This is a genomic window from Flexivirga sp. (assembly GCF_051955415.1).
Lineage (GTDB): Bacteria > Actinomycetota > Actinomycetes > Actinomycetales > Dermatophilaceae > Flexivirga.
Map to the genome: position 1 here is coordinate 33,362 of NZ_JBQCGS010000010.1, position 14,000 is coordinate 47,361.

At 70.8% G+C, this 14,000-nt stretch carries 12 protein-coding genes; 3 read left to right on the plus strand and 9 right to left on the minus strand.

Annotated elements, in window-relative coordinates; translation table 11 throughout:
- Positions 1–112: 112 nt before the first annotated feature.
- The gene (rpsA, locus tag ACTHL4_RS01315; protein ID WP_440280923.1) at positions 113–1,600 is read right to left on the minus strand and encodes a 30S ribosomal protein S1; all 1,488 of its coding nucleotides are present in this window, start codon (positions 1,598–1,600) and stop codon (positions 113–115) included.
- A gap of 178 nt (positions 1,601–1,778) precedes the next feature.
- On the opposite strand from rpsA, the gene ACTHL4_RS01320 reads away from it, so the two are divergent.
- On the plus strand, positions 1,779–2,597 hold the full coding sequence (locus ACTHL4_RS01320) for a class I SAM-dependent methyltransferase (RefSeq protein WP_440280924.1): 819 nt from the start codon (positions 1,779–1,781) through the stop codon (positions 2,595–2,597).
- A 12-nt stretch (positions 2,598–2,609) separates the two neighbouring features.
- Here ACTHL4_RS01320 and ACTHL4_RS01325 read toward each other — a convergent pair whose 3' ends face one another.
- From ACTHL4_RS01325 to ACTHL4_RS01340, 4 genes are all read right to left on the minus strand, one after another.
- A complete protein-coding gene (locus ACTHL4_RS01325; RefSeq protein ID WP_440280925.1) occupies positions 2,610–3,728 on the minus strand; it encodes a DUF3068 domain-containing protein in 1,119 nt (372 codons plus the stop codon).
- 62 nt (positions 3,729–3,790) lie between these two features.
- Positions 3,791–4,372 carry an HAD-IIIA family hydrolase gene (locus tag ACTHL4_RS01330; protein ID WP_440280926.1) on the minus strand — a complete coding sequence of 194 codons (582 nt, stop codon included), beginning with the start codon at positions 4,370–4,372 and terminating at the stop codon, positions 3,791–3,793.
- The gene (locus tag ACTHL4_RS01335; protein ID WP_440280927.1) at positions 4,369–4,992 is read right to left on the minus strand and encodes a D-sedoheptulose-7-phosphate isomerase; all 624 of its coding nucleotides are present in this window, start codon (positions 4,990–4,992) and stop codon (positions 4,369–4,371) included. The genes ACTHL4_RS01330 and ACTHL4_RS01335 overlap by 4 nt, the downstream gene beginning before the upstream one ends.
- Positions 4,992–6,074 carry a GHMP family kinase ATP-binding protein gene (locus tag ACTHL4_RS01340; RefSeq protein WP_440280928.1) on the minus strand — a complete coding sequence of 361 codons (1,083 nt, stop codon included), beginning with the start codon at positions 6,072–6,074 and terminating at the stop codon, positions 4,992–4,994. The genes ACTHL4_RS01335 and ACTHL4_RS01340 overlap by 1 nt, the downstream gene beginning before the upstream one ends.
- 84 nt (positions 6,075–6,158) lie before the next feature.
- Between ACTHL4_RS01340 and ACTHL4_RS01345 the strand changes: the two genes are divergently transcribed.
- Complete coding sequence (locus tag ACTHL4_RS01345; protein WP_440280929.1) at positions 6,159–7,310, plus strand: acyltransferase family protein; 1,152 nt, start codon at positions 6,159–6,161, stop codon at positions 7,308–7,310.
- Here the strand turns inward: ACTHL4_RS01345 and ACTHL4_RS01350 are convergent.
- From ACTHL4_RS01350 to ACTHL4_RS01360, 3 genes are read right to left on the minus strand one after another with little or no spacing between them, the layout of a single operon-like run.
- On the minus strand, positions 7,213–10,698 hold the full coding sequence (locus ACTHL4_RS01350; RefSeq protein ID WP_440280960.1) for an alpha-(1->3)-arabinofuranosyltransferase domain-containing protein: 3,486 nt from the start codon (positions 10,696–10,698) through the stop codon (positions 7,213–7,215). The genes ACTHL4_RS01345 and ACTHL4_RS01350 overlap by 98 nt on opposite strands.
- The gene (locus ACTHL4_RS01355; protein ID WP_440280930.1) at positions 10,641–11,513 is read right to left on the minus strand and encodes a class I SAM-dependent methyltransferase; all 873 of its coding nucleotides are present in this window, start codon (positions 11,511–11,513) and stop codon (positions 10,641–10,643) included. Before ACTHL4_RS01355 ends, ACTHL4_RS01350 begins: the two co-directional genes overlap by 58 nt.
- A complete protein-coding gene (locus ACTHL4_RS01360; RefSeq protein ID WP_440280931.1) occupies positions 11,513–12,364 on the minus strand; it encodes a class I SAM-dependent methyltransferase in 852 nt (283 codons plus the stop codon). Before ACTHL4_RS01360 ends, ACTHL4_RS01355 begins: the two co-directional genes overlap by 1 nt.
- Positions 12,365–12,471: 107 nt before the next feature.
- Here ACTHL4_RS01360 and ACTHL4_RS01365 point away from each other — a divergent pair, with 107 nt between their 5' ends.
- Positions 12,472–13,746 carry a glycosyltransferase family 4 protein gene (locus ACTHL4_RS01365; RefSeq protein ID WP_440280932.1) on the plus strand — a complete coding sequence of 425 codons (1,275 nt, stop codon included), beginning with the start codon at positions 12,472–12,474 and terminating at the stop codon, positions 13,744–13,746.
- Positions 13,747–13,833: 87 nt separating this feature from the next.
- Here ACTHL4_RS01365 and ACTHL4_RS01370 read toward each other — a convergent pair whose 3' ends face one another.
- Positions 13,834–13,980, minus strand: a complete 147-nt coding sequence (locus tag ACTHL4_RS01370) for a hypothetical protein (RefSeq protein ID WP_440280933.1) — start codon at positions 13,978–13,980, stop codon at positions 13,834–13,836.
- Between the last annotated feature and the right edge of the window lie 20 nt (positions 13,981–14,000).

Below are 14,000 nucleotides of genomic sequence, written 5' to 3' on the forward strand. Positions count from 1 at the left end.
GGTACGTCGGCCGGGTACCCCCTGGACCCACCCCGCCCGCGTACGACGAAAAGCCCCCGGAACCACACGGTTCCGGGGGCTTTCGGTCGGTCAGCTACGACTGACGGTCAGCTCAGTTGCCGGTGAGCTTCTCACGCAGTGCGGCCAAGGCCTCGTCGGAGGCCAGCGTGCCCTCGGCCGGGGCGGCCGGCGAGGACGACGACGCGGGCGACGAGCCCTTGTCCGACGACTCCGAGGAGTAAGAGGTCGAGCCGGCGGTCGCGGCGGTGGCGGCAGCCTCCGCGTCGTCCTTGCGAGCCTGCTCGATCTGCGCCTGGTGCGCCTCGTAGCGGGCGTGCGCCTCGGCGTACTGCTTCTCCCACTTCTCGCGCTGGGTCTCGAAGCCCTCGAGCCACTCGCCCGACTCCGGGTCGAAGCCCTCCGGGTACTTGTAGTTGCCCTGCTCGTCGTACTCGGCGGCCATGCCGTAGAGGGTCGGGTCGAACTCGGTCGCGGCAGCGGCCTCGTCGTTGGCCTGCTTCAGGCTCAGCGAGATGCGGCGACGCTCGAGGTCGATGTCGATGACCTTGACGAAGATCTCCTGACCGACCTGGACGACCTGCTCCGGCAGCTCCACGTGGCGCTCGGCCAGCTCGGAGATGTGGACCAGGCCCTCGATGCCGTCCTCGACGCGGACGAACGCACCGAACGGCACCAGCTTGGTGACCTTGCCCGGCACGACCTGGCCGATCGCGTGGGTGCGGGCGAAGTGCTGCCACGGGTCTTCCTGGGTCGCCTTCAGCGACAGCGAGACACGCTCGCGGTCCATGTCGACATCCAGCACCTCGACGGTGACCTCGTCGCCGACCTCGACGACCTCGGACGGGTGGTCGATGTGCTTCCAGGACAGCTCGGAGACGTGCACCAGGCCGTCGACGCCACCGAGGTCGACGAACGCACCGAAGTTGACGATGCTGCTGACCACACCGGAGCGGACCTGGCCCTTCTGCAGCTCCTTGAGGAAGGTCGTGCGGACCTCGGACTGGGTCTGCTCGAGCCAGGCGCGGCGGGACAGGACCACGTTGTTGCGGTTCTTGTCCAGCTCGATGATCTTGGCCTCGATCTCCTTGCCGACATACGGCTGGAGGTCGCGCACCCGGCGCATCTCGACCAGCGACGCGGGCAGGAAGCCGCGCAGGCCGATGTCCAGGATCAGGCCGCCCTTGACGACCTCGATGACGGTGCCGGTGACGACGCCGTCCTCCTCCTTGACCTGCTCGATGGTGCCCCAGGCGCGCTCGTACTGTGCGCGCTTCTTGGACAGGATGAGGCGGCCTTCCTTGTCCTCCTTCTGGAGAACCAGGGCCTCGACCTCGTCGCCGACCGCCACGACCTCACTCGGGTCGACGTCGTGTTTGATGGACAGCTCACGCGAGGGGATGACGCCCTCGGTCTTGTAGCCGATGTCGAGCAGGACCTCGTCCCGGTCGACCTTGACGATGACACCGTCGACGATGTCGCCGTCATTGAAGTGCTTGATCGTCGCGTCGATCGCGGCGAGCAGCTCCTCCTCGGATCCGATGTCGTTGATCGCGACCTGGGAGGTGGTGGTGGCAGTCATGTAGTAGGAAACCTTCGGTGGACACTAGATATGGACAATGTGCTGGGATGATGTCGCGTCATCGACCGGAGCCGGTGCCGAGCTGACCATCCCCTGACACGCACATGCGTGCGCGTGGCGATCCTATCGGCCCGTCCACAGCTGGGTCAAAAGCAGCAGGGAGGAGGCATTGCCACCGATGGATCCCTTCATCGACGGCTTCGGCGTCGGGCATCGCGCCGCCGGTGCGGACGAGACGCGCGCGGCCAATCGCGGTTGGTGGGACGAGGAAGCGACGGCCTACTACGCCGAGCACGGCGACTTCCTCGGCGACGGTCGCCTGGTGTGGGGGCCTGAAGGGTTCACCGAGTCCGAGCTCGGTCTCCTCGGCCCGCTGGAGGGCCGTGACGTCCTGGAGATCGGCGGCGGGGCCGCCCAGGGCGGGCGGTATGCCGCCGCGCGCGGTGCGCGGGTGGTGTCCACCGACCTGTCCGCCGGCATGTTGCGGCAGGCGGCAGCGATCGATGCCCGATCCGGCATCGCACTCCCGCTCGCCCAGTGCGACGCCACCGCGCTGCCGTTCGTCGACTCCTGCTTCGACATCGTGTTCACGGCGTACGGTGCGGTGCCCTTCGTCGCCGACAGCGGCGCGATCATGCGGGAGGCGGCGCGGGTGCTGCGGCCCGGCGGCCGGTTCGTCTTCGCCACGACGCATCCGGTCCGGTGGGCCTTCCCGGACGCGCCCGGCCCCGAGGGGCTGGTCGCCGACCGGTCCTACTTCGACCGCACCCCGTATGTCGAGCAGGGCGACGACGGTGCGGCCACCTATGTGGAACACCATCGCACCCTGGGCGACCGGGTGCGCGAGATCGCCGGCGCGGGACTGACGCTGGTGGATCTCGTCGAGCCGGAGTGGCCGGACCGCAACCCGCAGGTGTGGGGCGGTTGGTCGCCGGCGCGCGGTCGCGTCATACCCGGCACGGCGATCTTCGTGGCCGACAAGCGCGCCGGTGGCTGAGCACCGGCCGACTCAGGAGTTCTTGTCCAACCGCACGGTGTTGTCGGCGGAGTCACCGGCGGCGTCCGGTCCGCCGCCGGACCGGTTGCGGTCCCCGAGCAGCCCCGAGACGCCGTGCTGGGTCTCGTCGTCGTCCGCGTAGTAGTCGTCGTCGCCGCCGCTGCCGTCGTAGCTGCCGTCGCCGTAGTCGTCGCCGTTGCCGTTGCCGTCCCGGCGGCCGAGCAGCACGGCCATCAGGACTCCCCCGACGATGAGCAGCAGGCCGAGGATGCCGAGGATCCACGGTGCGAGTTTGAGGGCCTTCAGCTGGGATGCCTTGCCCTTGTACTCGTCGACGTTGGACTTGACGGTGGCGTTGTTGAAGACCGAGGTGGTCCGCAGCACCTGAACCGACTTACCGGTGCCGGGGTCGGTCAGCCACTGCTTCTGCGCCTCGCTCACCTTGATGAACGCGCCGGTCTGCGGCTCGACCCAGATGGTGCGGTCGTTGGCGTAGTCGTACTTCGCCTTGACGCCGGGGCTGCTCTGCGCACCGCCGAACAGGAAGCCGGGCGCCTCCTTGGTGGGCTCGATCGCCAGCGTCTGCCGGGGAACGGTCCCCTCGAACCGGTAGACCTCCAGCCCGTCGATCTTGTCCGTGCCGGCGTACTTCATCTGCATGGTCTTCTGGGTCGACCCGTCCCAGTAGGGGTAGGTCGTCTTCTGCGTGCCGAACGGGAACTTGACGGTGTAGCCCTGGTGCCCGATGGCCTTGCCGTTCTCCTCGTCACCGCTCCACTTCACGACCTTGCCGGTGTGCCGCTCGACCGCGAACTTCTCGGTGAAGCCCTCCTGCGGGGTCTTGGTCTGCGGGATCTTGGAGAACTGCCACTTGCTGAAGATGACTGCGTTGTGACCGAACTTCTCACTCTCGCCCTTCAGGGCGACAGCACCGATCGTCGTGGTCAGCGTGGTGTGCTGGAACTTCAGCGTGCCTGCGTCGAACAGGTAGGCGTTCTTGTCGACGGCGACCTGCTTGGTGTTCTGGTCGATCGGGATGACCGCCAATTTGTCGAACGCGTAGAACTTCAGCAGCAGCGCCATGGTCACGAAGAACGCGCCGAATCCGATCACGATCGCGGATTTCCGCACTGGTCTGACCTCCGTTGTGAGCTGGAACTTACCGGACAGTAGCAGTAACCGTGCGAGTTGTGTCACACCCGCGATGCGTTGCCGCCGAACATTTTCTGGCCGACCGCCCACAGGGACGGATCGGGCCCGCCGACCTGCACCGACGGCACCCCGGCGGCCGCCGCCGCCGCGAGGTCACCGGGCTGGTCGCCGACCATCAGGGACCGCCGGCCAGATGCCCAGTGAGCCCGTCGCAGAGCCTCGCGCAGCAGGCCCGCACGGGGCTTGCGACAGTCGCAGGTCCGGTCCTCGTGCGGGCACACCTGTATGGCGTCCAGCCACGCGCCCGCGCCGGCCAACTGGGAGACCAGGGCCCGGTGCACGGCCAGCAGTTGCGGCCGGGTCAGCGTCCCGGTCGCGATACCGCGCTGGTTGCTGACCAGCACCACGGCGCACCCGGCCGCATTGGCAGCGGCCACCGTCCGTGCCGCGCCGGGCAGCAGGACCAGGTCCTCCGGGTCGTCCACATAGCCGGGTCGACGCACGTTGAGCGTGCCGTCCCGGTCCAGCAGCAGCAGGTCGTACGGCGCCGCAGCCGATCCCTGCGGGCGCGGGATCGGCGCGCGGTTCTCCCCGAGCAGCTCCGCATCCGACAGCAGCGTCATTGACAGACCACGTCGACCGCCTCGCACCACACGTGTGTCCACAGCATGTGCGCCTCCTGGATCCGCGGTGTCTCCTCCGAGGGCACGACCAGCACGTGGTCGGCGCGGCCGGCCAGACCGGTGCCGCGCCGGCCGGTCAGTGCGATGGTCAGCAGTCCCTGGTCGCGTGCGACGTCGAGTGCGCGCACGATGTTCCGGCTCGTCCCGCTGGTGCTCATCGCCAGCAGCACGTCGCCGGGCCGGCCGAGCGCGGCGATGCCGCGCGCGAAGGTCTCGTCATACGAGTAGTCGTTGGCGACCGCGGTGATGGAGCTGAGCGACTCGGCGAGGTTGACCGCGGGCAGCGGGCCACGGTCGAGGATGCACTTGCCGATGAACTCCGCGGCGACGTGGCTGGCGATGGCGGCGCTGCCACCGTTGCCGGCGACCAGCAGCGTGCCGCCGCCGACGAGCGCGTCCAGCAACGCCGTCCCGGCCGCGTCCACCTGTGCGACCAGCTCCGGCTCGGCCAGCGAACGGGCCAGCTTCGCCCAGGCGGACAGCCCGCGCTGCTGACGGTCGGCGACCGCAGGCCGCCGACGCTCGGGGGCGACGTCGTGCAGGGCGTGGCGGTGGGGCATCAGTGCTGTCCTCTCCAGGTGGTGACTCCGTGCTGGCTGAAGGTGATCTCGGACAGCGTCAGTCCGAGCTCGAGCAACTTCTGCGCGACGATGTGCCGGCGTTCGAACTCGCACACGAAGACCAGGTGCCCGCCACCGCCGGCGCCGGTGACCTTGCCGCCGAGCGCACCGCAGTCGAGTGCGGTGGTGACGGCCTCGTCGATCAACGGGGTCGAGATGCGTTCGGACATCTTGCGCTTCTGCGCCCACGCCTCGCCGAGCAGGCGGCCGAACGAGTCCACGTCGCCGCGCACCAGCGCGACCTTCATCCGTTCGGCCAGTTCCTTCTGGGCGCGCAGGCCCTCCAACGCCTCGGCGTTGCCGGTCTCGTAACGCGCACGCTGGTCCTCGATGATGTGGTCGCTCACCCGGGTGTTGCCGGTGAACGCCAGCAGCATGTTGTGCTCCAGCTCGTGCACCGTGTCATCGCGGACCCGCAGCGGGTTGACGATGACTTCGTCGGCCTTGAACTCGATGTAGTTGAAGCCGCCGAAGGCGGCGGCGTACTGGTCCTGGGAGCCGCCGGGTATGGCCAGGTCCTCGCGCTCCAGCCGGTAGGCCAGTTCGGCCACCTCGTAGGGCGTCAGGTCGAGCCCGCAGTGCTGGGCCACCAGCCCGATGACGGACACCATCACCGCACTGGACGACCCGAGCCCCGAGCCGGGCGGGGCCTGGGTGTGCAGGAACAGGTCGAAACCACCCGAGGGCCGGGCGCCCTCGATGCCGCGGACCCGGTTGATGGCCGCCTTGGGCAGGTCGAGCTTGCCGTCATACTCCACCGGCTCGTCGATGCCGAAGCCGATCGAGGTGCCGTAGTCCAGCGACCGCACGGTGACCTGGCCGTCGGTGCGCGGACGCAGCGTGCTGAATGCGAACGCGGAGATCGTCGCGGACAGGACCGCCCCGCCCTCGCGCTCGGGGAAGGGCGTCACGTCGGTGCCGCCGCCGGCGAAGGAGATCCGCAGCGGTGCCCGGGCACGCAACACCGGCCGGCTGCGGTCGATCGCAGCATCGGCAGCGGGCAGATCGACACGTGCGGTCATGGCGGTCCCTCGGGCCCTTCGGAAGGTGCGTGCTGGTGGAATCTACTGCAGAGTAGCTATCGATCACTCGCGGAGGGAGGGAACATGACGCGCTATCGCCTGATCGACGGCCTGCGCGGGCTCGCGGCGCTGCTGGTGCTGCTGTCGCACGTGGGGTTCTGGACCGGCGCGGACCGTCTGGACTTCTCCGGTGGACTGCTGGCCCGCGGCGACAGCGGCGTCGCGGTGTTCTTCGCGATCAGCGCGTTCCTGCTGTTGCGGCCGTGGATCGCGGCGGGCTCGGGGGTCGCCGCGCCGCAGCCCGTCCGGGTGTATGCCGTGCGTCGTGCCGCCCGGATCCTGCCCGCATACCTGGTCGCGCTCGTCGCGGTGCTGCTGGTCGCCGGGGCGTGGGGGCCGGTCGGCGGTAGTGAAGGGGTCGGCGGGATCGGCACGGTGGTGGCTCACCTGCTCCTGGTACAGGGATATGCCGACACCTCCTACCAGTCGTTCAGCCAGACCTGGAGCCTGACGACCGAGGCGACGTTCTATCTGCTGGTGCCGTTCCTCGGGACCGCGATCGAACGGCTGCTGCGTCGGTCGCCTCGCGCCGCCTATGGGGTGCTGGGCGGGGCCGCGGTGGCCGGTGTCGCCATACAGGCACTCGTGGCGGTGTGGACGCGCCAGCATCCGGCCTCAGCCGCCGGTGTGCTGGGCACCAGCGTGCTCGGGCACGCGGCGTGGTTCGCGGCCGGGGCGGCGCTGGCGGTTGCGGTGCACGCCGGACATCTGCAGCGGGTGCGCGAGATCGGCGTGGGCACTTGGTTGTCAGCCGCCGCCGTCGTCTACCTGATCGCCTCCAGCGGGCTGGCCGGGCCGCGGGACCTGCATGCGCCGACGGTCGGCCAGGCGGCAGCCAAGGAGTCGCTCTACACCGTGCTCGCGCTGCTGCTGCTCGTCGCCGCGGTGCGTGGTCCGTCGGACGAGCGATGGCGTGCCGTCGCGTCCTCCGGCGTCGCCCGCTTCGCCGGAGAGGTGTCGTACGGCGTCTTCCTCTGGCACGTGCTCGTGCTGCAGCTGATCTACCGGGCGTCCGGCTGGGCCCTGTTCACCGGCCCGTTCACGACGGTCCTTTTCGCGGTGCTGGTCTTCAGTGTGCTCATCGCGTGGGCGTCGGCGGCGTTGCTCGAGCAGCCCGTGCTGCGGCGGGTGCACCGGCGAACACACACCCCGCGCGTGCCAGCGCGCACAGCGTGACGGTGCCGAGCAGCTGACCGGCGATCGCCCCGGTCGACCGAGCCTCGACGACCCCGAAGAACGCCAGCGCGACAGCCGCTGCGATCAGGGCACCGCCCGCCGTATGGCGCAACCACCGCACCGGCACGGCAGCGGCCGCGATGCCCGCCAGCAGACCCGCCGGTCCGGCCGCGAGGAAGCCGACGACCACGGCGGCGGCCCGGCCGGCGAACGCGTGGTCTCGATACGGCGCTCCCTCGCTCCGCTCCTCCGCACCTACTCGACCGGCGTGTGGTTCTGTGCCGATCGCGCGGCGACGGCAGGCGTATGCCGCGGCGAGGAACGTCAGGAACAGCGCGAGTGCGACGAGGCCGCCGACCAGCAAGCCGAGGCGTTGCGGGGTGGTCGGTGTGAAGCGCAGGGTGACCGTCGTGGCACCGCCCCCGGTGACGCGGAACCCCTGCCGCCAGCCGTCGACCTCGACCGGTTGCAGCGCGTGGCCGTCACGGTCGGTCGCCTGCCAGCCTGCGTTGCAGCCCTCGCTCAGCGCGACGATGCTCGCGCCGCCGGCGGTCAGGGCGATCGTGCGCTCACCGGAGTCGCCGGTGACGGAGCTGACGCTGCGAGTCGTCGCCGCAACGCTCGGGCGCTTGCCGAAGGTCGCGAGCTCCGGTGTGAGGCCTGCGTGCCCGGTGATGGCGATGGAGGCCGCAGTCTCGATACGCGCTCCGCCGCTGCGCTCCCCCGAGCTACTCACCCCACACGACGTGGCTTCCAGGAGATCGCCCTTGGCCGGGGCGCCGACACCTTTGAGCCGCAACGGAATCCGAGTGGTCCCTCCGTCACGGGACCGCACCGTGACGGTGCCGGCGGCGCCGCAGGACGCTTCGACCGTGCTTCCGGCCGAGCGCAGCCAGACGGTTGCCGACCGCGGCGTTCCCAACAGGTGCACCTGGCGGGTGATCGTCGCGCCGTCCTCGGGCAGCCGGTGCAGCAGCACAGCCTGCTGGTTCGGGTCGACCGCTTGCGGGACGTCGATCACGGAGCCGAGTTTCGTTCCTGGGACGGACATTTCGGCGATGCCGAGCACCGGGTCGGTCGCATCGGCCGGTGCGATCAGCCGGACCTCGACCGGTCCTGCGGTCGTCGCGGGGACGGGCACGGTCAGTTCGCTGCGGCCGCGCACCGCCACCTGCACGGTGTGGGAGCCGACGCGGATCTCGAGGCGTTCGGGCAGTGTCGCGTGCTGTCGCGGACCGGCCAGGCGCAGGCGGACCTCGCGCACGGAGCGACCGGTCAGCTCGCCCCGCAACCACGCTGTGTGGGCGTGGTCTCCGGTCAACCAGGCGCTCGCGGGGTCACCGTCGAACGCGGCGGCCGGACCGTCGCGGACACCGAGATGGTGCGCGGCGAAGGGGTCGGCGGCCGACGAAGACACCTGGACGGTCCGCCAGCCGAGCCATTCCCGGGCGGGCTGCCCCGCCGGGTGGTCCGCCGGAAGCAGGTCCTTCGCGCCGATGTGGGTCGGTCTCACGTCGCCTCGGGTGAGCACCGGGCTGTATGCCGAGGCCGTCGGCACCCCGTTGTTGTACGCGCGCCACGGCATCGTGTCGGTCACCACGTCGGGCCGACCCGCGGCAGCGCCGTCCAGCTGCATCCAGTCGTCGGCGGTCAGCAGGCCGGTCGTCCGCAACGCGAAGAGCGACTCCGGGCCGCCGGCCACCGTGACCGGGCGCGCGCCGTAGAGTGCGGCGCCGCGAGCGCGCGGCGCCGTGACGTCATACACGGTGAGCGCGGAGCGGCCCGCACCGTACGTGCCGGCGATGCGGAAGCCGGGAGAGGTGTCGAGGGTGCGTTGCACCTGCTGCCATGGCAGCGCCTGGACGGATGCCGCCAGGTCGCGACGCAGGACCACCCGGGCGATGCCGAGGCGCGCCAGGCCGGCCGCCAGGCTCGGCTGCGGGTCGCCCGAGGCCGCCAGCCGGTCGACCGCGTCGAGGATCCGGGTCGACCCGGGGATGCCCAGTGGCGCCGCTGCCCGGGTCACGACCGCAGAGGTCGCCAGCGCCGAGAGCGGCTCGTCGGTCGTGCTCCCCCACGTGTAGGTCGACGTGCGGGAGTTGGGCAACAACATCGTCGATCCGCCGGATCTGCCTGCGGCGCGGTCGATCTGGTGCGCGACCTGCGTCCACTGCGCCGGTATGGCGCCGTACGCGTCCGCCGCACCGACCCTTCCCTGCCAGAGCGGCGTCGCGGCGACGGCGACGGCCAGCGCCAGCATCACCGGCGCGAACCGATCCCCTGCGCGCCGCGACAGGCTGACCCGTTGCAGCACGGTGGTGAAGCCGATCACCAACGGCAGGCGCAGCACCGGATCCGCCTTGTGGATGTTGCGCAGTGGCGCCAGCGGTCCGTCGAGCAGTCCGCGCACCGGCTCCGCGATCGGACTGCCGACGGTGCCGCCGTGTCCGAGGACCATGAACAAGGTCGCGCCGACGACGCACAGCAGCGTCCACCGGGCCAGGTGCCCGCGGTGGCGCAGCAGTCCCCAGCACCCGACCGCGGCGACGAGGCCGGTCGCCAGGATCGCGGTGACCGACTGCGCGAGCACCCAACCGCCTTGCCAGACGGGATGATCCGCGCTGTCCAGGATGTAGGCGATCCAGTCATCGGCGCCCCGCAGCACGTTCGGGACGGAGGTCACCGCAGTGGTGATCGACGCGGTCTCGATGTAGTCCAGGAACGGGTAGGCGTAGCGGCCAAGCACCAGCAGCGGCAGCAGCCACCACAACGCACCGAACAGGGTGGCGACGACCCACAGCACCAACCGCCGCCGGCCGACCGGGTGGGTGAGCAGGAAGGCGAACGGCAGCGCCAGGACGACTCCGGACGCTGTGGCGTTGACGCCGCCGAGTGCTGCAGTGAGCACTCCGGCCAGCGCCAGGGACCGGACCAGTGCCGCACGGGTCAGAGCGCGACGCACCAGCGGGAGCACCGCCAGCAGCAGCCAGGGCGCGAGCGCCATCGGCCATGCCTCGATCGAGATGACCGGCAGCACGGTCAGCATCCGCGGCGCGAGCGCGTAGGCGGCCCCGCCGACCAGCGACGGCACCGTGCCGCCGACCCCGAGCCGGCGCAGCAACTGCTGCGCGCCGAGGAAGGAGACGACCAGCAGCAGGGTCCACCAGATGCGCTGCGTCGCCCACGCAGGCACCCCGAGCGAGCGGCACACCCCGAACACCGGACCCATCGGGAAGAGATAGCCGTAGGCCTGGTTCTGCAGTTCGCCGAGCCCGGCGTGCGTGTTCCATGCGTCCAGTGAACGGCCGAGGTAGCGCCACGGGGAGACGGTCAGGTCGACCTTGGTGTCGGGTTCGGTGCGCCCCGGCGACACCAGCCACGGCAGCACCGCCAGGGCGGCCAGCAGCAGCAGGAGCTGCAGCCGTTCCGCGGCGCCGCGGCCCGTGCCGGAGTCGGGCGCCGTGGCCACCGGCGTCGGCATCGGCGTCGGCGTTGACATCGGCGGCGCAGGATGAGCAGCAGGTTCCAGGTGACGATCTCGCGCAGTCCAGGCACCCGCAGCACATGACGGGCCACGTCGGGCAGGTACCGCGGCCGGGCGGCGAGCACCTGCACGTCGGGGTGCTGCCGTGCCCACTGCAGCCCCTGAGTGACGCTGACCCGGAACAGCGTGCGGTCGACGGTGTTCTTGGGCGGGTGGCCCCGTGTGCGGGTGTAGCGCCGGGCCGCGCGTTCGCCGCCGAGCCAGTGCCACGGGGAGGTTTCGTGTCCGCCCCACGGCGAGAGCCAGTTCGTGTAGGACAGGAACACCAGGCCGCCGGGGCGCACCACGCGGACCATCTCGTCGGCTGCGCGCTCCGGGGCGCGCACGTGCTCCCACAGGTTGCTGCTGAAGACGACGTCGACGCTGCGATCGGCGAACGGCAGCGCCTCGGCGGAGGCCACCACCCCGCCGTCGCGCACCGACGGGACGCTCGCGTCGTGGTCGATCGGCACGTAGATCGCTCCCGCTGCGCGGAACGCGTGCGCGAACTCCGCCGGCCCGGCACCGACGTCGACCAGGCGGGCGCCACGCAGGTCGGTCAGCTCGGCCAACAGTTCACAGGAGTCACGGGCGAGTGTGCCGTAGAAGACCTCCGGCTGCGTCTGCTCCACCAGGAACGCCCGGAACAGCCGCACGGACCGGCCCAGTCCGCGGTCCATCAGCGCGCCTTCCGGGCGGTCAGGTGCAGCGTCGGACGCAATGCGGGGCGCAGGGCGCGCGCCGCCAGCACCACCGGAGCGGTCGCGACGCCCGCGGCCAGCACCGGGCGCAGGGCGAGGACCCCGTGCGGACGGGCGCGCGGCCTCGCCAGCCGGGCCAGGCTGGCGGCATCCGTCACCAGGCTGTCCAGGGCAGGTCGGGTCACGCACACATCGGTCAACCCTACGGAGCGTGCCGCGCGGTGCAGGCTCTCGGCACTGAAGAACCGCACGTGCGTCGGGTCCTCGAGCATCCACCAGGCGCGGCCGTAGAGCCGCAGCCCGTCACTGTCGCCGGCCGGCGTCAGGAACTGCACGGTGCCGCCGGGCGCAAGCAGGTGTGCGGCATGCCGCAGGGTACGCAGCGGGTCCTGGACGTGCTCCAGCACGTGGATGCCGTAGACGAGTTCGACCGGCTCGACGTCCGCCGTGAGGTCCTCGATCGCGGCGTCGTACAACCGACCGTGCGCCCGCACCCGCGCATCGACGGCCACCCCCAGCTGGTCCGGGTCGGTGCCCCCGACGCGCGCGCCGTCATCCAGGAACCGGCGCAGCAGTGCCCCGGAGCCGTACCCGACCTCGAAGACCGACGCCGGCCGGCGCGCGCGGGTCAGCAGACGGTGGGTCAGCGCGAGTCGCCAGGCGTCGAGGGTCGGTTCGCCGCCATACGCCCGGTCGCGGTGGAAGGCGGGCGAGCCGGCGAGCTGCCGGCCCAGATGACCACAATCCACGCACCGAGCGAGCACGCCGCCACCGCGCAGCGCCAGCCGTGCGGTGCGCTGCCCGCAGATCTCGCAGGGCGAAAAAGCCACCACGCCGGACACACCCAACCTCCAGTTACCAACGGGTAGCATTCGGCGCTACTGTACCGGTGCCGTACCGAATGTGTCCGGCGCCACACGAACCGACTGGAGTCCTAGTGCGCGCTCGTCCCGACGAGTCAGGTCCGCCGCTGCGGGTCCTCTACCTGTCGTGGCGGGACCGCGACAATCCCGAGGCGGGCGGCGCCGAGACGTTCACCGAGCGCACTGCCGAGGTCCTCACCGAACTCGGCCACGAGGTCACCATCTTCACCAGCCGCTTCCCGGGCGCACCGCGCACCGACCGGCACGGCCGGGTCGCCGTCGTGCGCCGCGGAGGCCGCTTCTCCTGCTACCTCGCCGGTCTGCTGTATGCCGCCCGGCACCGCCGCGACTTCGACATCGTCATCGACGTGCAGAACGGCGTGCCGTTCTGGGCGCCACTGCTGGCCCGCCGGCCGGTGGTCAACGTCATGCACCACGTCCATCGCGATCAGTGGCACGTCATCTTCGGCCCCCGGCTCGCCCGCTTCGGCTGGTTCCTCGAGTCACGGGTCGCGCCGGTCGTCTATCGCAACTGCCGCTACGTGACGGTCTCGCAGGCCAGCCGGGACGACCTCGTCGAGCTCGGCATCGACCGCGAACGCATCGACATCGTCTACTCCGGCAACGACCGTCCGGCCCAGCTGGAGCACGGCCTGATGCACCAGCACAGCCCCACGCCGGTGCTGACCGTGCTCGGCCGGCTGGTGCCCCACAAGCAGGTCGAGACCGCGATCGACATCCTGGCCGACCTGCGGCACGATCACCCGAACCTGCGGCTGGACATCATCGGCACCGGCTACTGGCACGCGGACCTCGTGCGGCACGCACGCGACCGTGGAGTGGCGGACCGGGTCGACTTCCACGGTTTCGTCGACGAGGCGACCAAACACCGCCTGCTGGCCCGGTCCTGGCTGATGTTGATGCCATCACACAAGGAGGGCTGGGGGCTGACGATCGTCGAGGCCGGGCTGCACGAGACACCGTCCCTGGCGTTCGCCCACGCCGGAGGGCCGACCGAGTCGGTGTTGCACGGCGAGACCGGTCTGCTGGCCCACACGCCGGAGGAGATGCGTGAACAGGTCGACGTGCTGCTGCGCGACGACGAGTTGCGCACCGCCTTCGGCCGCGCCGCCCGCACGCATGCACTGAGCTTCGACTGGCGCAGCAGCGGGACCGCGCTCGAGCTCACCCTGAAGTCGGTGCTCGGGCGGGCCGCGCGACCGGAACAGCCCACGGCGCGCGCACCGCGGCTGCGGTCGGTCCACGAGATCCTCGCGGCGCGACGCGGCGCGACGGAGCCGGACGGTCCCCGCGACTGCGAGGACACTCCGGTCGCGGCCAACTTCTGACCGCCCGGCCGCCGGGCACAGCCGAAGGCGGTCGTCCCCGACCGGGGACGACCGCCTTCAGGTGTGCTGGGGTCGACGACCTCGTGTCTACTGGTTGTAGTTGATCGTCGAGGAGAACTTCTGCGGCTGGGTGACCGAGCCCTGCTGGGCAATCAGTCCGAAGATGGCCACCGTGGCCAGCACGACACCAGCGACGGCCCCGCCAATGTTGTAGAGCAGCTTCGTGTTGCCCATTACTTCCCTCTCGGTTCGAC